Source organism: Bacillus sp. JUb11 (genome assembly GCF_024807925.1).
GTDB lineage: Bacteria > Bacillota > Bacilli > Bacillales > Bacillaceae > Bacillus > Bacillus altitudinis.
The window spans coordinates 256,246-279,414 of sequence record NZ_JANUEZ010000005.1 but is presented as its reverse complement, the minus strand read 5'-3'; the positions used below and the strand labels follow the sequence as shown (position 1 = coordinate 279,414).

Annotated in this window: 22 protein-coding genes; 2 read left to right on the top strand and 20 right to left on the bottom strand. The window is 40.3% G+C overall.

What is annotated here, in order from left to right; all coding sequences use genetic code 11:
- Window positions 1–20 precede the first annotated feature (20 nt).
- The 14 genes from M2369_RS11605 to M2369_RS11540 are packed head-to-tail and all read right to left on the bottom strand — an operon-like array spanning window position 21 to window position 14,119.
- Window positions 21–1,214, bottom strand: coding sequence for an acyl-CoA dehydrogenase family protein (locus M2369_RS11605; RefSeq protein ID WP_161565248.1), 1,194 nt, complete (start codon window positions 1,212–1,214; stop codon window positions 21–23).
- Window positions 1,180–2,490: a type III PLP-dependent enzyme domain-containing protein gene (locus tag M2369_RS11600; protein ID WP_259254262.1), complete on the bottom strand. Its 1,311-nt coding sequence runs from the start codon at window positions 2,488–2,490 to the stop codon at window positions 1,180–1,182. Before M2369_RS11600 ends, M2369_RS11605 begins: the two co-directional genes overlap by 35 nt.
- Complete coding sequence (locus M2369_RS11595; RefSeq protein WP_144678807.1) at window positions 2,477–3,733, bottom strand: ATP-grasp domain-containing protein; 1,257 nt, start codon at window positions 3,731–3,733, stop codon at window positions 2,477–2,479. Before M2369_RS11595 ends, M2369_RS11600 begins: the two co-directional genes overlap by 14 nt.
- 4 nt (window positions 3,734–3,737) lie before the next feature.
- Window positions 3,738–4,868 (bottom strand): nucleotidyltransferase family protein, encoded by a 1,131-nt coding sequence (locus M2369_RS11590; protein ID WP_259254261.1) that lies wholly within the window; start codon window positions 4,866–4,868, stop codon window positions 3,738–3,740.
- Window positions 4,855–5,991, bottom strand: a complete 1,137-nt coding sequence (locus M2369_RS11585) for an aminoacyl--tRNA ligase-related protein (RefSeq protein WP_259254258.1) — start codon at window positions 5,989–5,991, stop codon at window positions 4,855–4,857. Before M2369_RS11585 ends, M2369_RS11590 begins: the two co-directional genes overlap by 14 nt.
- Window positions 5,992–6,843, bottom strand: a complete 852-nt coding sequence (locus M2369_RS11580) for an HAD hydrolase family protein (RefSeq protein WP_100325003.1) — start codon at window positions 6,841–6,843, stop codon at window positions 5,992–5,994.
- Between the two features lie 3 nt (window positions 6,844–6,846).
- Window positions 6,847–7,929 (bottom strand): inositol-3-phosphate synthase, encoded by a 1,083-nt coding sequence (locus M2369_RS11575; RefSeq protein WP_232723570.1) that lies wholly within the window; start codon window positions 7,927–7,929, stop codon window positions 6,847–6,849.
- 24 nt (window positions 7,930–7,953) lie between these two features.
- Window positions 7,954–8,760: a histidinol-phosphatase gene (locus tag M2369_RS11570; protein ID WP_096881418.1), complete on the bottom strand. Its 807-nt coding sequence runs from the start codon at window positions 8,758–8,760 to the stop codon at window positions 7,954–7,956.
- A gap of 16 nt (window positions 8,761–8,776) precedes the next feature.
- Window positions 8,777–9,550, bottom strand: coding sequence for an SDR family NAD(P)-dependent oxidoreductase (locus M2369_RS11565; RefSeq protein ID WP_058337328.1), 774 nt, complete (start codon window positions 9,548–9,550; stop codon window positions 8,777–8,779).
- 14 nt (window positions 9,551–9,564) lie between these two features.
- The gene (locus tag M2369_RS11560) at window positions 9,565–10,293 is read right to left on the bottom strand and encodes an SDR family NAD(P)-dependent oxidoreductase (protein ID WP_041507281.1); all 729 of its coding nucleotides are present in this window, start codon (window positions 10,291–10,293) and stop codon (window positions 9,565–9,567) included.
- The gene (locus M2369_RS11555; RefSeq protein ID WP_058337329.1) at window positions 10,290–11,279 is read right to left on the bottom strand and encodes a phosphotransferase enzyme family protein; all 990 of its coding nucleotides are present in this window, start codon (window positions 11,277–11,279) and stop codon (window positions 10,290–10,292) included. Before M2369_RS11555 ends, M2369_RS11560 begins: the two co-directional genes overlap by 4 nt.
- Before the next feature lie 4 nt (window positions 11,280–11,283).
- A complete protein-coding gene (locus M2369_RS11550) occupies window positions 11,284–11,835 on the bottom strand; it encodes a P-loop NTPase family protein (protein ID WP_052463351.1) in 552 nt (183 codons plus the stop codon).
- A gap of 14 nt (window positions 11,836–11,849) precedes the next feature.
- Window positions 11,850–12,884: a hypothetical protein gene (locus M2369_RS11545; protein ID WP_058337330.1), complete on the bottom strand. Its 1,035-nt coding sequence runs from the start codon at window positions 12,882–12,884 to the stop codon at window positions 11,850–11,852.
- A gap of 5 nt (window positions 12,885–12,889) precedes the next feature.
- Entirely contained in the window at window positions 12,890–14,119 is a 1,230-nt protein-coding gene (locus tag M2369_RS11540; RefSeq protein ID WP_058337555.1) for a methionine adenosyltransferase, read from the bottom strand.
- Window positions 14,120–14,228: 109 nt separating this feature from the next.
- Between M2369_RS11540 and M2369_RS11535 the strand changes: the two genes are divergently transcribed.
- Entirely contained in the window at window positions 14,229–15,311 is a 1,083-nt protein-coding gene (locus tag M2369_RS11535; protein ID WP_161565246.1) for a serine hydrolase domain-containing protein, read from the top strand.
- Here M2369_RS11535 and M2369_RS11530 read toward each other — a convergent pair.
- The 4 genes from M2369_RS11530 to M2369_RS11515 are packed head-to-tail and all read right to left on the bottom strand — an operon-like array spanning window position 15,308 to window position 19,263.
- Window positions 15,308–16,477, bottom strand: coding sequence for a phosphoenolpyruvate carboxykinase (ATP) (locus tag M2369_RS11530; protein WP_259254252.1), 1,170 nt, complete (start codon window positions 16,475–16,477; stop codon window positions 15,308–15,310). The two genes, M2369_RS11535 and M2369_RS11530, sit on opposite strands and share 4 nt — an antisense overlap.
- A gap of 23 nt (window positions 16,478–16,500) precedes the next feature.
- Window positions 16,501–17,646 carry a nucleotidyltransferase domain-containing protein gene (locus tag M2369_RS11525; RefSeq protein WP_259254251.1) on the bottom strand — a complete coding sequence of 382 codons (1,146 nt, stop codon included), beginning with the start codon at window positions 17,644–17,646 and terminating at the stop codon, window positions 16,501–16,503.
- 5 nt (window positions 17,647–17,651) lie between these two features.
- Window positions 17,652–18,230 (bottom strand): CYTH domain-containing protein, encoded by a 579-nt coding sequence (locus tag M2369_RS11520; protein ID WP_058337334.1) that lies wholly within the window; start codon window positions 18,228–18,230, stop codon window positions 17,652–17,654.
- A gap of 19 nt (window positions 18,231–18,249) precedes the next feature.
- Window positions 18,250–19,263, bottom strand: a complete 1,014-nt coding sequence (locus M2369_RS11515) for a hypothetical protein (RefSeq protein ID WP_082627052.1) — start codon at window positions 19,261–19,263, stop codon at window positions 18,250–18,252.
- 101 nt (window positions 19,264–19,364) lie between these two features.
- On the opposite strand from M2369_RS11515, the gene M2369_RS11510 reads away from it, so the two are divergent.
- Window positions 19,365–19,625 (top strand): acyl carrier protein, encoded by a 261-nt coding sequence (locus M2369_RS11510; protein ID WP_041507289.1) that lies wholly within the window; start codon window positions 19,365–19,367, stop codon window positions 19,623–19,625.
- On the opposite strand, the gene M2369_RS11505 is transcribed toward M2369_RS11510, so the two are convergent.
- Together M2369_RS11505 and M2369_RS11500 are read right to left on the bottom strand one after the other, a co-directional pair.
- On the bottom strand, window positions 19,612–21,327 hold the full coding sequence (locus M2369_RS11505; RefSeq protein WP_058337337.1) for an ABC transporter ATP-binding protein: 1,716 nt from the start codon (window positions 21,325–21,327) through the stop codon (window positions 19,612–19,614). The two genes, M2369_RS11510 and M2369_RS11505, sit on opposite strands and share 14 nt — an antisense overlap.
- A complete protein-coding gene (locus M2369_RS11500; protein ID WP_259254246.1) occupies window positions 21,324–23,093 on the bottom strand; it encodes an ABC transporter ATP-binding protein in 1,770 nt (589 codons plus the stop codon). Before M2369_RS11500 ends, M2369_RS11505 begins: the two co-directional genes overlap by 4 nt.
- Window positions 23,094–23,169 lie beyond the last annotated feature (76 nt).

The following is a 23,169-nucleotide window of genomic DNA, read 5'->3' as shown; positions in this document are numbered from 1 at the left end:
TCTCCTCCTTTTTTACGCCATCATACCCAGCGATTTTTTAACGGGATAATGCCCAGCTCTTTTTTCGCAATCACTTCTTTTAATACATCTTCTGAAGGTGGATGAAATTTTGCCGCTTTCACATCTCGGCTTAAGCGCTCAAGCAAAGATCCTTGCTGTAATGAAGAAAAACCCTCGACCTGAGAAGCCAGTTCCACGATTTCTTCTGCCGCCTGTGTCACAAAGTGTTTAGTAATCAGCGTCTTTGTATACAACTCACTCGAGTAATGAGTTTGTTTCTTTTCTCGATCTGCTTGCTGGGCACAGGCCATGAGCTGAGAATGTGCAACATCTAATTTCATTTTCATATCTGCAATACGAAATTGTTGACCTGGTAAAAAGGCTGATTTTTTCTTAGAAATTCGATCATTCCTTTTATATGCCATACCGAGGGCATGTTCATATGCTGCCTTTGCAATCCCGTAATAAACAGCGGTAACAGCTAAACGAAACCAATAGATTAAATGTTCAGTATCTTCTATTGCGTAGCCTTCCCGCCCGATGAGCTGATGATCGGGTATAAACACTTGATCAAAATGAATGTGATGACTCATCGATGCTCTCATTCCCGAATAATTCCACGATTCCTCCACCGCAGCACCTTCACTCGGTAATGTCATTAAAAGCGCCGTCATTCCATATTGAGATGTACATGACGACGGGGCATACTCACAATAGATTGGCAAATATTTAATGCGCGGTGCACCTGTCACAGTAAACTTAGTTCCACTCACAAGATATCCGCCATCTGTTTTTTCGGCGGTGATGGTTGGAATTCCCTCCATTTGCTTTCGCTGATAAATAAAAATCACATTCGGGTCGCTGACAGAAGCGATGAACTCTCCTGAATGCCGAATATCGTCAAATACCGAAGCCTGCTGCTCACTTGTCAGCACTTCAGAAAATGCGCCGAGCGAATAGTAATGCATCGCCATAATGAGGCCTGTTGACGCACACCCTTTAGATATGTGTGACAACAAGGTGATCGTTTCTTCAAATCCATATCCAAGACCTCCGTCTTGTTTTGGCATATTGGCGACATGTAATCCACAATCAATCAGCTCGTCTAGATTCTGATGTGGGAACCGAGATTCGGCATCCAGCTGCCCTGCTCTTTCTGAAAATTGGAGAATGAGACGATCAATCGTTTCTTGTCGCAGCTCTGTCAGTTTCATTTCCACCCCTCCTTTGTCTAAAGAGTGATCTATTTTGTTTCCATAAGAGATCTTCCGGGGTCCCTCTATCTCGCACAACATAATCGTTCCCCTCAAACAACAGTAGCTCAAGCGGAGAAGAATGACCTAAAAATAAGGTAGGGCTGTAGCTCAGTCCATATGCACCAGATTTCTCAATACAAAGAAGATCCCCTACTTCCCCTTGCGGAAGCTCCACCTGCCTGCCAATTAAGTCTTCTGGTGTACAAAGCGGACCAACAATTGATTGTTTCACTACGTCTGCGGTGTTGCTGGAATGTTTAATAAGCCGCATAGGGTAATTATTGCGGAGCAATCTGCCTCTAAACGTCATCGCTTGATGATGATGCATCCCGCCATCTGCTATTAAAAACGGCTGCCCTTTTGATTCTTTTACATATTGTATGGTTGTTAAATAAACACCACATTCTGCTAAAAGAAATCTCCCCATTTCTATAATAAACCTCGGAAATTCAAGCTCAGTTTCATATGATCTAATCAAATCCGCTACGTGTTGAAATAGCCTTTCAGCATGAAGCGGGGTTTCATGCTGAAAATACGGAATGCCAAAACCGCCACCTAAATCAACCATCTGGCATGTTCGTCCATATTCATTCTTGATTCGAACAGCTGTGTTAAGTGTGTATTCAAACGATGATAAAAGCGATGTTTCATCAAGAACTTGAGTCCCCAGATACATATGGATACCTTTAAATAGCAGCGAATGATCATACTTCTGAAACAGATCAAATACATCATTCAGTTTAGATTCATCTATTCCAAACGGACTTGGAACTCCGCCCATTTTTATTTTGGCTCGTGATTCAATTGATTCTGGATTGATCCGAATGCCTACTGATGCCTGCTTGTCTTGACGTTTTGCAGACTCAGCGATGTAGGTCAGTTCTTCCTTAGATTCGGCGATAATACAATAGATCTCATGCTGAACAGCGGTATCAATCTCTTCCTTCTGCTTACCCGGTCCAGAAAAAATGATTTGCTGCGGTGAATAACCTGCTTTTATCGCCATGAAAAGCTCTCCTTCAGAAGCCACTTCTATACCAGCTCCAAAAGACCGTAACAATGATGCAATCGAGACATTTCCATTGGACTTAAATGAAAAGAACACCTCAGCTGTTTGATGGAGCCATGATGTAATGTGCTCATAGTGCTCTTTCAATGCATCTCCATCGTATACATACATCGGCGTCCCATAACGATTCGCTTTCTCTAAGAGCGTAAAGTCATTTTCCAGCACTACTCCTCCTCCTTTCTGATGAAAATTCCATCTCATCAAACATGGTCAGCATATGAATCTGCTTGTCCTTCTTCATATGGTAAAACAAGATAAACAATCGATAGTGCCACGTATCATCAGATCTCGTCTTACCAAAAGTATAAATAAAGAACCCGCCATCTTCTCCCGGATTGAGTGCTTCTGTTACCTCCGTTAGGACATCTTCAAATGGCAGGTCAGTGCGGCATGAGAATCGTTTAAAGCGGCTTTCGATATATTCGTAGGTTGAAAAAAAACGACAAATCAGTGGGAGTAAATAAGTGACCTGTGTGAACCGGGCATTTATTTCAATGATCGGTATGAGCTGTTCATTTTCATCAATAATTGAATCGACACCAACCACACCACGATACCCTTCATCATAAAGAAGCTCTATGATTCGATGCATGCTTGCTTCGTATTCACGTTTTTTGTCCAATTCATACACAGGCGCAAAATCCGTCCCTAAGTAAATGCCGTCCTCATTAATTTTCTGCTCTGTAATGGAGAGTAAGTGTGACCCCTTCTCTTGAATGAGCAATTGGGCATTTAAGGACCGTTTAATCGGATGCCATCCCTCTAAGAGTAAATCCGTTTCGATATTCCTTCTTTCAATAAAGGTCAGCAGCTGCATAAATTCTCGGTCATTTTTTAAAATACGCAGCCCCTTCCCAGATGATCCATAAGGTATTTTCAGAACCATTTTTGAGAAATTCTTCGCCTTTAATTCTTCATACGTCTGTTTTAATTCGTCAGTATGATGACAGATAGCGCCGCACGTGACGTTAAACAGATGTTCTTCTGCCCATCTTCTAGTAGAAATCTTATGATTGAACCGCTTTACGAGTGTAGCATTTGAGCCGTATATCGTTCTTTTTTCAATCAATGCTTCTTTTTCAAGTGATTCATCTAAAAGATACGGTACAATCAGTCCATTTAATTTAAATGCTTGGTCTAGTTGAGTCATATGCGGAAGCTGGACACCTTGATTTTCCAAATAGGCTAAAAAAGCTTTATCAGGCTGATGATGCAAGATGACATGATGCTCTTTAGATGCAATCAAAAGCAGTTGTTGTTCTTGCTGAAGAACCAGTTCATTTTGAACATGGTCTGTCATGACTGGTAAAGCTCTTGTTTGATCCCAGCTTTGTTCTTGATTCATATTCCCATACCAAATCACGTCATTTCTTCCCTTAAAATCAAATAGCGATGCCGGATCTTTCATGACACTACTCCTTATGCACAGAATGCTTGTTAATATCTAAAGATCGATTAATATGAAAGAATCGTTTACGAATTGGTTGATTCCAAGTATGAACGACATCATTTGCATCCAGCACTTCGGATAAATAAGTAAGCGATTCAGGCTGAAGTGCATCCATGACAAGTTCAGGAATCGTTTGAGGAAAGACCTCATTCACATAATGAAAAGCAAAATAGACCATCTTTTCAAAGCCATACGCTTTCGTCTGGCGGACAAACAAATCCACATCGAGTAGGTCTTCCTTCATAAACATGCCATATATATCTAGCAGTTTATAAAGCAGTAAGTCTTTCATTGATTCCACTTCATTTAAATAAATCGCTTCTTTATAAAAATGAATACATAGGAAAAGAAGCATATCCTCTTCTTTTAAAGACCATACAAGGTGCTCGTCAACAGACGTTTGAATTCGTCTAGACAGCATTTCTTTGACGATTGAATCCGTTCGGTTCCCTGTCATGAGGTCAACTGAAAACTGAACATCAATTTTATGACAATCAATAAAGCGGCAATCTGGTATAGGTTTCATATAGGTGTAGGTTTGATGTGAGTTCATGATGAGGTAAAGGATGTCTTTGCGTTTCGCAGGTGTGACTGTCTCCGTTTCATAGTTCCAAGAACCTTGAATATAGCCTAATTCGTTTAATACGTGTCCAGTTTCTTGCAGCTGATCTTGTGAGATAAAGAGATCGTTGTCCCCAAATAAGCGAAGCCCAACATCACCGTATGCCCACTGGCCAATCACACTTCCTTTTACAATGGCATATTCAATTCCTTTTTGATCAAGTGCTTGAAATAACTGATCATTTAACTTGATATTGTCTCGAGCCGTTTCTAGTTGACCCTTATACATAATCTCTAATGACTTTAAAAAATAAGTCGCTTTAAACTCTTTTCTTAAATGAATGGCATAACGTTTAATATTCTTCCACGCAATTCCTGCTGTCCGGTGAACATGCAGCATCCCGAGAATGACATTCCAGTCTTGCTGCTTATACAAAAGCTCCTGCATCTCTTCAATTTGACTGGCTTTTAAAAAAGGAGTCGATAAAGTGAGAGCTGTATGTTCTTCTTGAGTCAGATTACTTTGCAGCATAGCGCTCCTCCTTTAAATGAAGCATGTCTTTCGGCCAATCCTTTCGATTTCGACCGTATGTTTGTAAAAACACTTGAACCCAACGATCGATCCCAAATGCCGCACAACCTGAATAAAGCGGCAGACCATCTTCTCCGCTAATATGGAACCTTTCACAAAGCATCTCTCCGCAGTCGTTAAAAGAAGCGATTGAAACGTCTTTCTTTTCTGTCACAGCGACTAATTCATATTTGCTATTAGCCATTAATTGATAATTCGCTTTATCCATATCATCATAAAAGAAAAAAGGGTCATTTGCGGTCGTGACCTTTCCACTTAGACCAAGTTGATGAAAGCATTCCCATGTGTTCTCAAGGAGTGCTTTTCTCGTTTCATTGATAAATTCTTGATGACCAATAAAGACAATTTCGCGCATACTAAATTCTATTTTCCTGAGAGGGTCCACTTTCCAAGAGATTTCATGTCTAAAACATTGCCCCGCTGCTGTCATCATTTGATTGTCTGTATACGTCTTCCCTTCCCATTCCTCATAGCAGTGATAACAAATACACGGCTGTAAAAAACGGCCTGCCTGCTGGAAGTGTTCATGCTGAAAACCATGATGCTTTTCTCGAATATCATCAATGATTTGATAATCATGAGGGATCTCAAAAACAGAATAAATATTTTGTGGAAAATTCGTATGATACTTACATTTTTCCATTAAATCTTTACTGATCGTCGAAGGGTATCGCCTTACTTTCGCTCCAAGTGAAATCCCTATATTTAAAAATAATTGATCAAAGTAGTTTGAAAGTTCCAATTCAACTTCATCATAGAAGGTTCTTTTCTGATCTTCCTCGCTTAGTTTCGAATGAACAGGCTCACTAGATAAATGAATATTTGATTTTATTTCTTTTTCACGAAATCTCCGCAGCTGTGCGATATTTGACGATAGATTCGAAAACGCAGTTGATATTGCCTCTTTGTCTCCCATTTTATCTACGGTTACTTCAATCATAGATTCCTCTTCGTTAAGAGCCACGTGCACAATATGAGCAGATAGAAATGAAACTCTTTCCATAAAATCCGATATCATTGTATCTTCTAATGCTTCTGGTAAAGGCAGTTGAAGGGTCCTCAACTAAATACCTCCCTTTTCATTGATAACGTGCGGCGTTTCAAATGATTGTAAAACTTTAAATAGATAATCAGAAATAGGCTCCTGTAAATGAACATCACTTAACTCAATCGCCGACGGATGACTATCTTGAACGGCTAGCCCCCACTTGGCCTTCTTCAGCATCAGCCTGTCATTATGACCATTTCCAAAGGCAATCACACGATCTAAATCTCTTTCTCCAAAACAATCGAATAAATGGTGCTCAAGCATGTCTGCCTTACAAATCCCTTTTGGAGATATGACTTGAGCATTTAAAAACTGGGCATCTGCTACGTCGCAATGACAATCTTTTAATTGTCGAGCAAGATCCACTTTTTCTTTTGGTAAAATAAATAGTTTTGTGACACGCTCAAAGTTGAATTCTTTCTTGTGACCAACCTCTATTTTTTCTCGTGGAAAGCTATATAGCATGCAGTATTTCAACTTAGCGCTTTTACTTGATGCCACGTGCTTTCCATGAGATTCCATGACAAATTCAGCTTTTCCATCAAGTGATGTGATGATCTGTTGGCATAAAGCTGCATCTACATACTGCTTCACCTCAAATGTTTTCTTTTCATGATGACAAATGACATTCCCATCATTCAGCAAAACATCATGATGAAATAAGGCGAGTAGAGATCGATCTAAATCCAGAGAGAAGAAAGAATCATAGGTTCTTCCTGTCACAATAATGGGTATAATGCCTCTTTGGCGCAGCATGTTCACTGCGCCATGGACATCACCAATAAGCTCGCCTCTGTCATCAATTAATGTTCCATCCAAGTCAAAAGCGGCAAATTTTATCTTGCGAAGATTGAGTTCCGCTTCCACTGGTTACACCTTTTTCAGCTCAGCATTTGCCACATATTCATTGAACAAACGTAATGATTCTGAATCGACTTGTCCAATTGGTGGACTCTTAAATAAGAATGGGCAGACGTCATGTATGACACCGCTATGATTCATATCTTTAGCTGCTTTTGCAACACGCATCGCATTCGCAATGACACCAGCTGAATTCGGACTATCTTCTACTTGTAAACGAATTTCAAGTGAAATGTCAGAATCTAAAATCGAATTCCCTTCTAATCGCAAGAAGCAGACCTTATGATCCCCTAAATAGCTGACATAACCATTTGGACCTGCTGCCACTTCACTGGCATCAATACCTGAAGCGAACAATGCTTTTCTCTTCGATTTTTGCTTACTCGTTGATCTCATAGGGTTGGCTAGGTTTAAAAAGTCCGTATTGCCTCCAACATTTAGTTGGTACGTATTGGTGATATCAATCCCGCGGGATTTTAAAAGTTCAATTAAGGCTGTATGCAGTGTGGTTGCACCTAAGTGACTTCTTAAATCGTCTCCAAGGAGCGGGGTCTCCGACTCTTCAAACATTTTGACAAACTCAGGATCATTTGCCACCGGTTCAGGTGTCGCATTAATAAAGGCTGTTTGAGCGTGTGCACACGCCTCTGCGTACACACGAACTGCTTCAAACGAACCTGTTGGTAAGAAGCAGACGAGTACATCTGCCTGAACATCTTTTAACCTTTGCGTCACATCATGTGTTTTCATATTCAGTGAATGTTCATGTGGTTGAATGCAGTTGGACAAATCTCCTTCAAGTCCATCACATAAAGGACCTGCTTCGACGGTTACTTGGAAAAACGGAACATCGATATGTTTCACTGCAGCTGTTGGTTTAGTAAAAATGGCCTCTGATAAGTCTTTTCCGACTTTATTTTGATCTACTTCAAAAGCTGCAACAAATTCGACATCAGATAACTGATAGCCTCCAATGACGTCATGCATAACACCAGAGAGCGTATCCTTCTTTTCCTTAGCCAACTCAACAAATTGAACGATACTTGACGCACATGATCCTACTCCTGCAATTGCTACACGAACTTTTGTCATTTTCATAACCCCTTTTTTATGAATTTATAGAGCCAATTTTCGCTTTTGACGAGATTGAAAAATACACCATTCCTGGTAACCTAATTCCTTTAGCGTTTGTTTCACTTTCAGCCAATCATCTGCCACGCGGGCGGGCTGATGAGCATCTGAGCCAAACGTGACATCCACACCATAAAATTTGGCTCGCTCTAATAGATCCATTGATGGATACCAGCCTCCGCAGTCTTTTGTTTTGCCAGAGGTATTCACTTCAATCACAGAACCACTCTCCGCAATGACTTTTAGCGCATCATCGACAGCTTCTGTTTTGAGATGAGCAATTTCTGGATAAAAACCTTTTAAGGCGTCAATATGCCCTAAAACGTCGAACATTTGACTCTCAGCAGACATCTTAATCAACTGGTAATACGTCTCTTTTTCAATGATGGCTTGTTTCTCTGTGATTCGTTCCCAGCGTTTCCGGTTGAATAGATCGTATCCATTACTGACATGAACCGAGCCAATGATATAATCAAATGGATAATGTCGATACACGTCTCGGTAGAGGGCTTCGTGTTCTGGAAAATAGTCAGATTCAACACCTAACAGCACGTGAATTTTCCCCTCATATTCCTTTTTCAATTGCAGGACTTCCTCTACATACGATTGAAATTCACTCTTTGCCATCGCTACCCATGGTTTAAAATGATCAGCCTCTTCACCAAAAAACGGGGAATGATCCGATATTCCGATACATTCTAGACCTAGTTTGACAGCCTCATCGATATATTCTCTGATGTTTCCCTCCGCATGACCACAGCGCTGATGATGTGTGTGCAGATCAAATTTCATCAAAATGTTTACTCCTCTACATGGCAGTATAGCCGCCGTCAACCATTAGATTTTCTCCTGTGATAAAACTCGCTTCATCAGAGAGAAGAAAGATGACAGCAGATGCGATCTCTTCTGGATCAGCTGTTCGTTTTAACATGTGCATCCCTCCAATATCAGGGTGCTGATTTGCTTGCTCTCTTGTCAACCCAAGTTCTTCCAAGTGAAATCGTTCGTTATTTTTGTTCCACACCGTACCGGGATTCACTGCATTCACACGAATACCTGCATCCGCCAAATCCATTGCCATGCATCGCGTCATATTCACAACGGCTGCTTTTGTTGCGTTGTATGTTAAATATTTCGGCTGGGCAATATGACCTGAAATGGAGGCAATATTTACAATGGATCCTTTTCCTATTTTCTCCATGTAAGGTGACGTGTGTTTGACACATAGGGCTTGCCCCATAATATTTAAGTCCATGATGCGCCGCCATTCTTCAACAGTAGCTTCAAGGCCACGCATGATAAAAACGGCTGCACAATTCACAAGCATGTCAATTTTCCCAAAATGATCGACTGTTCTTTCTACCATTGAGACAATGGCTGCCTCATCAGCAATATCAGCTTCTATAAACAACACATCATATCCAATTTCTTTGAGCCTTTTTTCTGCTGCTAATCCGTAATCTACATGGTGATCAGCAATGACGACTTGCGCACCTTCTTGTGCTGCTCGTTCTGCGACCGCATATCCAATCCCCTGCGCCCCGCCTGTCACAATCACTGTCTTTTCTTTCATCCCTCGCATGTAGCTGCCTCCTCTTACCACTGAAGTCTTTTACCGTCTCTTAGTAGCTCTCCTGTTGGTCCATCTCGGGGGAGCTGTGCCGCCCATACGATTCCTGATGCACCTTCCTGAACAGTTTTAACCGCCTCTGATGTCCCCATGTCCGTTTGTACCCAGCCAGGACAAACCGCATTCGCAAGAATAGAAAATGGCGCCCCCTCTAAAGCCGTGACTTTTGTCAGAACGTGCAAAGCCGCTTTTGACATCCTGTAGTAAGGACCGCTTTTTCCGTCACGCCTAACATCGTTTGAAGCGGAGATGGCGGAGAGCCTGCCCATGCCGCTAGATACATTGACGATTCGTCCATATCCAGCCTCTTTCATGTAAGGGAAAACCGCCTTGGTCATTCTGGCTGCGCCATACACATTGACATTCATCGTTTCTTGAAGTGTCGATACAGGAAGATCTAAAAAAGATGGAAAGGCGTCATCCATTATGTTGTCAAGAAAGACTCCCGCATTATTAATCAGCACATCCACTCTTCCGTACGAATCCTTTATAAAAGCCGACAGACGTTCAACCGACTCTTCGTTTGTCACATCCAGCTGGTATGGCACAACCTGCTCATTTATATCAGAAGCAGCTAATTCAGCATTTTCAATCTGCCGTGCTGTTAAAATGACAAGCATGCCATCTTGCGCAAGCTGTCTGCACACTTCTTTTCCAATGCCTCTATTTCCACCAGTGACAACAGCAACCTTCAAATCCTCATCTCCTTTTGGAGATACCATTCTTCTTTCAGCTGGCTTGATGCGGATTCTAGTGCTTCCAAGGACCAATCAATATACCAGTTCAATAAGTGAGGTGTGTAAATATGCAGAAGTGTTAAATACCGACCTGTCGGAATATATAAAAGTCTGATAAAACCAGATATAGAACGCCACTCGTTTTCAGATAAGTCATTGGCATATGCCTTTAAAAATTGAATCGTTTTCACAATGTCTAGTTGAAATGTTCCCCGCTTGATTCTCGTTAACAAAAAAGCAGATATGGCTGCATCATAAATTCGTGGTCTATAACCTGCTGTATCAAAATCAAGAACCATGGCGAGCTTCTTATGACGGATGAGCAGGTTGCCAGAATGAAAATCACCATGTGTGACAGCATGTGGTAATGCCTCATACAGACTAGGATTTAGCAGCGTGAGTACATTCATCAGCTCCTGTTCATACACTTTAAGCAAAGAAGCAGCCTTTTTAGAAGAAACGACTTTCTTTAATACACTTGCCGTCTTATCCAGTGTTTCGTCCGGTGAAGTTATCCAGTTTTTCAATTCACAGTTTGGGTTCACAGGCCCTTTCGGTAAGTTCTTTAATGAATGAAGTTGTCTTAATACCCGAATGGCTTCTTGTTCATCTGAACGATTTCCCATTTCATATGGCCTTCCTTCAAAATAGGGCCGCAACTGCCAAAAATGTTCTTTGAATAAAATGGTTTTACGACCGTTCTCTGCCTCTATCATTGGTTGAATCGGGAAACCATGATCAAGCAAAGCATCTGTTAAATCTTCTAAATATTGAAGCCACTTTGCATCATGATTTCTCGCACATTTTTTTAAGACAAAGCGGTTTTTAGCATCCTCTACAAGCCAGCCTTCATTAGGGCTTCTTCCGTTTAAAGGTGTTAAGCGGATTGGCTGTTCCGAAAACCAATATTTCAGGACATTATCAGCATCATCAGATTTCATCATGTCCTCACCCCTTTTTCTCAAGGTTTTTGATTTTCCTAAGTACCAGATCTGCTGCTTCCTGCTTGTCTATGCGCAGGCATTTCACACGTGATTCTTTTTTTAATTTATGAAAAAGCTTCTCGTTTTGATGGAGCACCTCTGGATACACATGAAAGGCATATGAGAAAAATTGGAGCGCATTACCTATTCGCTCCTTATTTCCATTCCAAAGTTTTTCCCTTGTCATGAGCCGCTTGAACGTCCTTTTCATGAGACGGGGGAATGTCTTCCTTCTCTTCACATCAAGCCATATGATCGTATCAGCATATTCAGTCAAGATATGGTGAACAGATGAATATTGACCATCAATCACCCATTTCTTTTGTTTAACAACTTCATGGACGTTATCGATAAACAACTTCCGATCTGTTTTTTTCCAGTTCGCTTGCCAAAATAGGGCATCGAGCTCATAGTGAGGTAACATGAATTCCTGTTTCAAGTGATGGGCAAGGGTCGTTTTTCCAGATCCAGGTGGACCAACAATCCATATTCGCTGGCTAGCTCCTTCATTATTCAAGTGGTTCCCCCCTGTTACAGAACACGTTCATGCTTTTGAATGTCGTTTCTCACTTTTGTTAACAGATCTAATGATTCATCCCAATTGAGGTTTTCAGTTAATTCAAATACTGGTACTTCGCTTGAATGAATGGACACATCTTCACATAACAGATCTAGTGATTCCTCCGAAAAGCCATTTTTCTTTAACAACTGGCCAAAAAGTGTATGTGCGGGAGTCAGCCTTGTTTCAGGTGTATGAAAATAGTGAATCATTCCCGCCATTGCTTCTACAGGTCCTGGTGACAGGTGAATGCCATTAAATCGAGTACACACGTTCGTTAAACCAAACCGCTTTCGCTCCGACAGCAGCATGTGTTTAAAAGAACCTGCTTTTGCCTCTTTAGGGTCCGTTGCACCGATAAAATCTTCTCTTAACATCCTCATGGGCTTCTTTGAAAAACATTCCATGACGATAATAGACTTTGCAGGTGCAGTGAACCACTCAATTTGACAAGGGTGGAATGAATTGAGCAGAAGCATCTGTTCTCCATCCACCTCGGCCTTTATGGCGTATGTGCCCGCCCCTAGCTTGTCCACCTTCATGTTCCGTGTAAGAAGCTCTAAACCATATGGCGTAAGCTCTTCGTACTTTTGTAAAAATTCATGGCCTCCATATATGAAATGTTCCTTCTGTTTAAACTCTGGATATTTAAAGAACAGCATCTTTTTTGCCGTATCTGACAATTCACTCAGACCGTTTTTAGAGATTTTGTTCAGCATCCCATATTGTTTTTCTATTATTTTCTTTTCTTTCAAATATAAGGATGATATAACACGCACTGCTCCTATTTCTACATCATGATTATCTAAGCGTAGGAAAAGTTCATCTAGTATTCGATCAAGCTGTACACCTTTATGGATACTCGTTAATTCAGGCTTTAGCATCAATAGAAGATGATGTTGATTCAATTGTTGGTGTTTTTCAATTTCATATGGATGAATGGTCACTGCCATGGGTTCTTTTGTATGAATACATGCATGAACGGCATCAATGACTTTTTCTTTCATCCTTATTACCACATTGTCACGCCTTTAAAAATTAAATCTTTTGTCACATCGCCCATCGAATGAACCGCATTCATGACAATGTCTTCAATTCTCTTTCTATCCACTTCATTTCCATCCCACTGTTCAATACGGACGGCAATTTCATCAGGGTTGTGGAGCGGTGCTTCTTTTGAAGTAAAGATATGCACTTCTGTTGGCTTTTGAATGGTCTCAAAAATTTGATCTGCCAATCGTTGTGCGAGCACTCCATACAATTTCCCTGTATGATCAAGCGGGTTTTTACCAGCCGGCGCTTCAATACTCATAGACCGCATTGGGGTGATCAGTCCATTTAATCGATTTCCTCTTCCAACAACACCTACATCGCCTGTATCTGCTACAGAACCAAGTGCTGTTAAGTACGGGCGACCATTGCGATCTGTTGCGTTCAGCATAAGATCAGGGGTAAGTCCTAACGTTTCATGAATATAGCGAGCGATTTGATCCTGACATTCTTTTTTACGGGAAAAATATTCCTCAAGACTATGAATATCTTTTGCTAGAAAAGGCATGTTTACTATGAGTTTGAAATCTTCATGACGTCTGCTTCCAAATATTTTCACATCCCAGCCGGTATCTGGGTTCACCTTTTTAAATTCTGGTCCATTCACATAACGCTCTGTATAGAGAACGAGCTTCTCAAGACGGCTTAACGGGGCATGAGCATGCAGTAAATTACAGTCATTTGAAACAAGCTTTGGATCCCCGATCTCGATCATATCTGTTTCAACCATCGGACGATATCTTGAATTTTTACGCCCTGCCCCTTGATGATCAACAATCCGGCAGTCAATGACGAGATGTTCGTCAGCATCAAATCCGGTCGTCACCTCTGATAACACATCTTTGGCTGCATCGAAAAGAATCTTTTTAAGAGGAATCGGCTCATCACCATATGCGTATGCCCCTTTTCCAGCAAACACAACTTGATAAGGTTTGACCATTGTTCCTTTTCCGTACGTTACATCAGCATCTCCACCAAGAAGCATCACTTTGTCAAACCAGTGGTGTGCTACTCTGCCGAAATGCTCCATGCAATATTGAGAATAATATTGAGAAGCTCTTTCTGCGATGGCATCACACATCGTATCTGGATGCCCTACTCCTTTACGTTCTACAAGCTCATATGGAATTTGTTCGATATCCTGGCCATCACCTTTTAAAATATCAAGAATGGTTTTTTGAATTGTTTTCATTATCAATCGCCCGCTCTCTTTTAAAATATAAAAATATTGATCCTTTACCTTAAAACAACATGAAACATTTGGTAATATATATATATTCTGTATGAAAGAGGTGTCTATTTTGATCAATGAATCGATCCTACAACGCTTGCAAGATACAACCACTGATATTAAGAAGTTATTGAATCAACATCAAATCCCTGGCTGCTCTATTTGTATTTCTCATGAAGATAAGCACATTTGGTCGTGGCATGAGGGCCTAGCTGATATTGAAAGCGGCACCCCTGTTACAAAAGACACAACCTTTCGAATTGGTTCTGTGACTAAGCCTTTTACTGCAATGGTCATGATGAAAATACGAGAGGAAGGATTGATTCAACTCGATGAGCCTATTCATACTTACGAACCTTTACTATCTTTCATAAAAAGTCACATATCTGAACCAATTCCACTCACTTTTCGAATGATTGCCTCTCATATCTCAGGCCTGCCCAAAACACTCGATAAAGCAACTCATCTGCGAGATATGACATTAGCTCAGTGCATGGAAATACTGACTATTTTTACACCGCCTTGGTCTATCATCAATTATTCCAGTCTTGGCTATTCAATCTTAAGTAAAGTACTAGAAAAAGTGAGTCAACAGCCATTTAGAGAATTAGTGCATACCCACATACTAGAACCGCTAGATTTGCAGCAAACTGGATTTATTGAAACTGCATCGACAGCCAAAGGGTATACCCTTTCTTCCTCTGGTCTTTCCGGCATATCCTATCCAAGTGCTGAAACACCATCTTGGGAGGACGGTTCAAGCGGACTATTCTCTACAGCAGATGATTTGATTCGATTCATTCAAGCTCAATACGACGGAAACCGTCTGCTTCATCAGCATTCGCTAAAAGAAATGCAAAGCCCCGTTATGGTTGAAGAAGATTTCACTAGAGGTGTTGGTCTTTCATGGTTTTTGAGACCTTTTAACGGATTCACCTTAGCTGAACATAGCGGAGAAATTAAAGGCTTCACCTCCTATATTGGCTTCATTCCAAAGCGTAAATTAGGTGTTTGCATTCTCTTAAACTCTGACGAAAGGCTCGCTCGGCCGATTGCCGACATGCTCTTTCAAATCATGCTGCCAGCAGATCACGAACTGATGAAAAAGCGTGAAGACCGGCTCAAACGAATGTTTAGACAATCGTCTCTTTAAATGGAACTCACTTTTTTGTTTAATAAATCTGGAATCGCGTCCTGCAGATACCGCGGATCACCCTCTAAATAAAAACATGGCATATTGAATAAATGATGGATCAGCTCAGATGCCTTTTGTTCCAGAAAGGTATCTGACACATGCCGAAGGCCGAGCCAGCCTTTTAAATAGTCAGGATCTTCTGGTTCTCTTATATTGGCGACCATGATATCTTTTGCTCTCTGATCATCTTTTTTTACTGGTACAAGCCTGATCTCACCTGATCCTATTTTGAGTGAAGGGAAAATCACCATATTTACTTTCGTAGAGCTCCGAATCGTTGTTCCTGTCATGTCAGCAGCTTCTTTTGGTGTAATTTCAAACTTACAGCCGCTCGCCCATTTTTCTTTTGCCTCTTCCTCTGTTGATATGGTTTCATCCCATATTCTTTGATCTTGAGACCGGCTGAATTTTTTGTTTTTCAGTTCCTGTATATTTGTTGTGGCTTGGACGGTTCCTACTCCAAGTGCTAAGCACATCGGCCATCCATACACAGTAAGTTCCTGATCTTCAAGCACTGAAATGGAACGATCGTTTGTGATGAAATCTGCTCCTCCATGATGCAAAAACTGCCACATAGTGGTTGACTTCCCGGCACCTTTATCGCCAATAATGAGCGCTCCTTTTTGGCCATCTTCAAAAGAGACAGCCGCTGCATGCGTAAAGCATCCACCTTGGTTTTCTAATGTTCTAAGGGCAATTTCTCGAACGATTCGCAGTGGACAGCGTATCGCAGATTCATTATTGTTTTTTCCAATCACAGCATAACGCCCTTTAAAGACCGCCACACTGTGCGGCTCGTCACCTTCATGCGAGGCAAACAATACTTGATCGTCTAATTTCAATCGTTTGTAAGTAAACTTCCTTTTTGCTGTAATCGTTTCACCCTTTTGAAAGCACGCATTGCGAACGGACTGTTCAAGCTCAGGATCAATGATGAACCGTATATCAATCTGTGAAGGCATATCCCCCACATGGCTGTCTGATTCTTTCGGGATATAATGTTCGATATCTTCAATTGCCAGCGATTCGGTTGATAAAATGTGAAAATGAATACCTGCAAACACAAATGATTTTTCATAAGGAAAATCGTTCTTTGGCTTTTCAAAAAGCGCTTTTATCTCCATATAGAATCCTCCTCTTCATTTTGCTACTGCCTTTCAGGGAACAGCTGTACGACAGGCTCCTCTTCAAGCTCATCACGATTATCCAAGCTGAAAAAACGCTCAACAAAAGATTTCTTCCACATTTTCGAAGAACCAAAATCATTTTCTCCATAGGCTTCTAAGAACGATTGGTCACTCATGTCTAACTGCTGCAATTGATCGATATAGTTCGTTTGATACAATAAATCTACAAACGTAAACGTGTAAAAAAGTGCTTTCTCGGCCCCTAATTCCTTCGCTCTTGCTTGCAAAGCATGCCAATCAAGTTGGTTTTGCTCTTCAGCAAACTTGACGTACTCCCTTACATCGCAAAACTTAATCAAATTGAGATCTGCATGTAAATAGACATACTGTACATTTGTTGCTTCCTTGTATAAATGGAAAGCAAGATGAATGAGAAAATCTAAAGGTTCAAGCATATAAGTATCCGTTTGCAAAAATGACTTTTCATTAGCAGCATCTAGCAAGGCATTTGTCGCGTCGTAGTTTTTTTTCAGCTCAACATCGTATGAAAAATCAACACGGTGAACCTTCAAAAAGTCTTCTCCGCTCCGTTTAATATGCGAATAAAGATTTCCGGCATTCATTCTCCACATCATTTCTTCTTCTCGGGAAATCGGTATTTCTTGATCGGTTGCCCAGTCATATTTCCCGATGATAAACCCTTCCTCCTTGAGCAATGAAGAAGCTCTTTTTCGATCATCTGGATGAATTAAGAAATCAATGTCTGACATCATTCGGAGTCCATAATCTTTGTAAACAAGAGGCGTTAAAATGGCTCCTTTGAGAGGGACTGCTTTCAGCTTTGCTTTTCGAAATGTTTGTAAAAGACGCTTTAATTCCTTGAATCTCTCCATATTTTTTTGACGATTCCCGATATAATGATAATGAAGTAAAAATTTATAAGTTGTCGTGATTTTTTTTTCATCATCAAGGCGAATCAAATGAGGCGTCATCAATTGCAGTACCTTATGTCTTGATGCAAGTCCAATCAATTGAGGTACATCGATGCCATCTTTTAATACATCTCTCATCAACTCTTCTTCTTTTTCATTTAATTGAATACGTGAGCCAAGTAATAGCAGCCTCTCTTCATTTGAGAGAGTGGATTGATCCAAAACAGCCCGCATGTGGATTACTCCTTCCCGTATAGTGATTTAAATCTAGTGATAAATCGAGAGCGTTTCCCTTTTCGATTGACTGGTATGTCCAAATCATCCGTTAGTCTATGAAACCATTGATCTGCCTCATATGCTTTTTCACTGTCATATTCAATTTCTAATTCATGATCTGTGATGCCAAGATAGCTGCTTTGATCCAAATCCACTTTGATGCCTGTCTCGATATAAAAGGTAGTTCGTTCAGTAACCAATAGTCCTAACAACTCTGGCTGTTCAGTCATTGTAAAAGGTAAAGACGTTACGATGTTCTGTACATCTAGTTTTTGCGGTAGATCCTCAATAGGAAATGACTTTTCTTCTCTTACTCTTTTATAACCAGACGTTTGACTGGGACATTTGATCTCAAGTGTTCGTTTGCCGCTGGTTTGACGGATCCGTACGGTATAGCCATATCGTTTTAATAAAAAATCTGAGGTGTCGTAATAGTAATTGAAGTTAAGTAGATACGCGGGTTTATGATTTTGACTTAACATGTTGTAGATGTGTTGAAAATCTGTTTGTGACAACAAATATTTATACTCCTGCTCAACCATGACTCACCTCCAAAACGTCTTACACGACCATATCGGATTGTTCAAGAAGCTCTTGAATGAGAAAGATTCCTTTCTCTAAAGAAGTAAATGCCTGTTTTAATGAATAACAAGGGATCTTTTCCGCTAGATGTTCAAGAAATGGTTCTAGCGCTTCGGGTGTCGGTAAAGTGAAATATGGTAAGAGGAACTCATTATGTCTTCCAGGATTGATGACTGCGTGCTCCTTTAGACGTTCCGCTGCTTCATGTGGACTGATTTTCGAAAGTGTGGCGCCCGTTTGCCCATGAGGTAAAAACTCAGGAAACACCATGACATCAATTTTTCCCATTGTTTTGACTTCACGTGAAAACCATTTTTCTAATTCCTCCGGATAGACAAAATGATAGTTCTTATCATCTTCATTAAATGGGTGACTCGATGTTTGAAGTCTATATGGTGTACCAAGCTTTTCAATGGCTTCAAAAGAATCTTTCCGAATACTCATAGATCTCGGCCAACCAGTTCCTTTGTACTCGTTGTTCGTATATGAAATCCCTATATCATCGTTTGTGATGTACGTTGCATCGGTTAAGGATAACAAGGATAAAATGGTGGATGTTTTGCCCGCTCTTGATCCGCCTACTAGTGCAATCCCTTTTTGATTCATCTCCATCATGCCGCCATGCAAATAGACAAGTCCATCCTGATAACACAAAAGGCGAAGCAATACTCTTATTAAACGCAGTGCGTGTTGTGCTGTCCATCTGACATCTTTTGGTTCATCTATTACAACGACTTTCTTCTCTCCGTGATACAGGTAGCGGCAGCGAGGTTCCATCTTGGTTTGATAAAAGACTTCTTCAAGTGGCACTTCTGTTTGAATGTCTTGTGCATATTTGCTGGTTAAAATCGTCCAAACGTCTCCTTCAAGTCTGTCTGTTATTTTGCTGCACTCAACATAGGGATGTACTTTACTGATGACTAAATTCTGAACTGATTCATCTGCCCCTAATACCACACGAACATTATTTTTTTGATAGCTTACATATGACAATGAATGCCACCCCTTATGATAGATTGATAAAAACAATTGCAATTTTCTCCTTAATCCACCAAAATATAACATATATTAATCTTTTAGAAAGGAGCCACGACATGAATGAACTGACACGAACAGAAGTTGAAGAAAAAATTGTCCAACTTGTGATGAATAAGTTGTCGCTCACTGAGCAGCCAGGCCTTGATGATAGTTTAAAAGCTTTAGGATTAAATTCTGTCCAAATTGTCTCTTTTGTTATTTCATTAGAGGACACCTTTCACATTGCGTTTGAAGACGAAGAATTACACCCTGACCACTTCCGCACCTTAGATCGACTCTTTACTTTGGTCAAAACCAAACTGACTAAGACGCTGTGATGACCTGCGCCATAAATAAAGAGCGGTAATGCGAGGAGGCTTCCATCAGCTCCTCATGAGTACCGCAGCTTTGAACGGCACCGTCTTCAAGTACATAGATCATATCTGCATTTTGTATGGTCGATAATCTGTGTGCAATCACAAGCAATGTGCTTCCTCCTTTTGCATCGTCTATCCCTTTTTGAACCTGCCTTTCTGTCTGCCGGTCAAGGGCCGATGTCGCCTCATCTAATATCAGAAAATCAGCCTGTTTTAAAAGCGCTCTAGCGATAGCTAAACGCTGGCGCTGTCCCCCTGACAAGGAGATTCCCCTCTCTCCAATGACTGTATCAAATCCTTTTTCAAGTCCTTTAATGAAGGGAAGAATTTGTGCAATCTCACAAACCTGTTCAAGTTGTTCTTCAGTAATATCAGTTAACCCCATGATGAGATTGAGGCGTATGGTGTCTGGGAAGAAATAGGGTTCTTGCGGGACAACGGCTACCCGTTTTAAGAAATGAGATGGCTCTATCTCTGATCGTTCAACGCCATTTACTAAAATGTTTCCGCTATCCGGTTGATAAAGTCCCAGTGCCAGCTTTGAGATAGTCGATTTCCCGCTGCCGCTCGCTCCAACAATGGCCACTTTTTTTCCTTTTTGAATATGAAGATTCAAGTCGTTTAAAGCCCCTTTAGATGTTTGTTCATAAGAAAAACAAACATCTTCAAACACCACATCTTCCACAGAATGTATTCGCTTCGTTCCTTTTTCTTCGTTTTCTATTTGCAGTACTTCTGCAATTCGATGAACAGATGCACGCTGCTGGAAAAATTCAAATACATACTGGAATAACTCCTGATAACTTTTCATTAATTGAGAAGCATATTGGTAAATGACGACAAACAAGCCGATTGACATGTTTCCTGCTGCTACTTGATATGTGCCAAACACAAGCACAGATAGTATTCCAAACCATTTCAATGGTTCTGTTAAAAATAGAAGCTTATTTTGAAACTTACCTTCTTTTATGACACGATCCATCATGTTGTTAAATAGCTTTTCATACAAACCGATTTCCCATTTACGTCGATCAAATGCAACCACTTCTCTTGTAGAAGAAATTCCTTCTTCGACATGCACGAATAGATCTGACTTTCTCTCTTGCACTTCTTTTGCGATGTTTGTTGCCGTTTTCGCCATTTTTTTACCGACAATGAAATAACATGTACTTGCAAAAAGAAGCAAGAAAAATAATACAGGACTCACAGATAGTAAAATGATCGATAAAACAACGGCCATAAAAATGGTTTGTACAATCTTCGGTATATGTAAAGCAGCTGTGACAGCGACTGTCTTTACATCTTGGTTAAGCTTGTGTAGATAATAACTGACTGGATGAATTTTATATGATCTCATCGATACTTGCTGAAGCTGATCTAACATCTTTCTCTGTAATGAATGGTGGATGGTAAGGTAGTTTTTGTGCATCACATATGGGCTGGCGACAAACATGACAACATAGACAAGAAAAATGATGGCAAACAGCATCAAGATATGGGGGAAATGTTGATTTCCGCTATTCAAAAGGACATCGTCAATGAGCCACTTTTGCAGCCCAATCATGGCTAAATTAGCTGCTGCTTCAATCAAAACGAGTAAAAGAGCGAGGATGAGCATCCATTTTTGCTTTGTGATCAAAAGAAACAGCCAATTTTTCCTCATGTTACACCTGCCTCCTTTTCTGAGCGGTCAGACGCCAATTGATAAAAATGTCCCTTTTTTCTCATCAATTCATTAAAATGTCCAGTTTCTAACATACGACCGTCTTCTATCAAAATAATTCTGTCAAAATGTCTTACAGTAGATAAACGATGAGCGACTGCAATGACAGTAGATTCCTTAAATGTTTGATGTAATGCCTGCTGGACTTTTTGCTCGCTGACACTGTCAAGAGATGCTGTTGCTTCATCGAGTAATACAACACTTGGATTCTTAGCAAATAGCCGGGCAATGGCGATCTTTTGCTTTTGACCACCAGATAGTTTTAATCCTCTTTCCCCAAGTATGGTGTCGTATCCGTTTTCTAGTTCTCTTATAAATGAGTCGCAATCTGCTTTTTTAGCGGCTTCAATGATCTGTTGATCTGAAAGACTTGTATCTCCAAAACGAATATTGTCCTTTACACTCATATTAAATAAAAACGTTTCTTGAAAAACAAACCCCATCGCACCTCTTATTTGACTAGTAGATAAACAGCGCAAATCAACTCCATCAAGTGTAATCATCCCAGATGAGGGGTCATAAAAGCGTCCAATTAATTTAAGAAGCGATGTTTTCCCTCCACCGCTCGTACCGACAAGCGCCACTTTTTCACCACGCCGAATATGTAGATTCATCCCCTTTAATAAAGGAGGATGATTGGGATAATGAAAATCAACGTCATGAAACACGATATCGCCTTCGACTTGATCAAGCAGCATAGGCTGACGAGGCTCTCTAATATCGGGTGTTTTTTTCATAAAATGATATAAAGGTTCAATTTGAAAGGTTAAGATTCGTTGTTCTGTTAGAAGTGTGACAATAGAAGTAAGCATATGCATTGCTGAAAAATAATATAGTATATATGCCACAAAACCGCCTGTCGTCAGCTGGCCATTATTTACAAGGTAGATGCCGAGAGCAAATGTAGCTAGAGCACCAATATAATAAGTGAGCCTGCGGTTGCTTCCTCGTAAGTAAGCGAAAAAAACATTTTTTTCATGATCTTGGCGGACCTGTTCATGCAGCTTTTGAATCCGCTCCATGTCCCAATTCATATAACCTAAAATTCTAAGCTCTTCCATTGAAGCAAGACTTTCGTATAATTTTGTTTGCAACGTGCGAAAACCTTCTGCACTTTGTCTTCCGTAGATCGTTGCCTTTTTTTCAAGCCAAGGTCCAAAGATATAGTAGAGAATAAAACTTGGAATGATGATGAGAGTGAGTAAGATAGAAATTTGTATCATAAAGTATAGTGAGATGGCGATAAATAGTGTCTGATTGATAAATTGTGGGAAGTAGCGTCTGTAAATTTCTTGTACAGCTCGTGTTTGTGTGTTAACAAAGGAGAGTGTTTCACTAACAGAATGTTGTTCGTAGTATGAGAAACCGAGTTGACGGATTTGCTGGAAGGCAGCAAATTGTGAATCTCTTGAGGCTTGTTCGATTAATTTTCTTTGCCATAAATTTCGTGCAGCTGTCAGTATAATACCAAGTGCTATCAAGCCAGTCAGGCCTAACAATAATCCATTCATTTTAGAAAAGTCTTTTGCTGGCAAAATAGTTTCAATAAAGTATTGAATAAATTTAGGTATAATGAGTTCGCTCAAGGTAATAACGAATCCACTCATAATGACTAGAATCACTTTACCTATATAAGGCTTTAAAAATGAGAGTGTCCATAAATATACACGCCATAACTGCTTTGAATCTTTGTCGATTTGTTTCAATCCATCACCAGCCTTTTGCTCTTTTTCAACAAAAAACGGAATTTTTTTACAACTTTTTCGATCCTTGTTTGGATTA

Bases quoted from the DNA above. Each gene is read 5' to 3' on its own strand.
- M2369_RS11605 (WP_161565248.1), bottom strand. From the start codon at position 1,214: ATGAAACTGACAGAGCTGCGACAAGAAACGATTGATCGTCTCATTCTC.
- M2369_RS11595 (WP_144678807.1), bottom strand. From the start codon at position 3,733: ATGAAAGATCCGGCATCGCTATTTGATTTTAAGGGAAGAAATGACGTG.
- M2369_RS11590 (WP_259254261.1), bottom strand. From the start codon at position 4,868: ATGCTGCAAAGTAATCTGACTCAAGAAGAACATACAGCTCTCACTTTA.
- M2369_RS11575 (WP_232723570.1), bottom strand. From the start codon at position 7,929: ATGACAAAAGTTCGTGTAGCAATTGCAGGAGTAGGATCATGTGCGTCA.
- M2369_RS11570 (WP_096881418.1), bottom strand. From the start codon at position 8,760: ATGAAATTTGATCTGCACACACATCATCAGCGCTGTGGTCATGCGGAG.
- M2369_RS11565 (WP_058337328.1), bottom strand. From the start codon at position 9,550: ATGCGAGGGATGAAAGAAAAGACAGTGATTGTGACAGGCGGGGCGCAG.
- M2369_RS11555 (WP_058337329.1), bottom strand. From the start codon at position 11,279: ATGATGAAATCTGATGATGCTGATAATGTCCTGAAATATTGGTTTTCG.
- M2369_RS11545 (WP_058337330.1), bottom strand. From the start codon at position 12,884: ATGAAAGAAAAAGTCATTGATGCCGTTCATGCATGTATTCATACAAAA.
- M2369_RS11540 (WP_058337555.1), bottom strand. From the start codon at position 14,119: ATGAAAACAATTCAAAAAACCATTCTTGATATTTTAAAAGGTGATGGC.
- M2369_RS11530 (WP_259254252.1), bottom strand. From the start codon at position 16,477: ATGGAGATAAAAGCGCTTTTTGAAAAGCCAAAGAACGATTTTCCTTAT.
- M2369_RS11525 (WP_259254251.1), bottom strand. From the start codon at position 17,646: ATGCGGGCTGTTTTGGATCAATCCACTCTCTCAAATGAAGAGAGGCTG.
- M2369_RS11520 (WP_058337334.1), bottom strand. From the start codon at position 18,230: ATGGTTGAGCAGGAGTATAAATATTTGTTGTCACAAACAGATTTTCAA.
- M2369_RS11510 (WP_041507289.1), top strand. From the start codon at position 19,365: ATGAATGAACTGACACGAACAGAAGTTGAAGAAAAAATTGTCCAACTT.
- M2369_RS11505 (WP_058337337.1), bottom strand. From the start codon at position 21,327: ATGAGGAAAAATTGGCTGTTTCTTTTGATCACAAAGCAAAAATGGATG.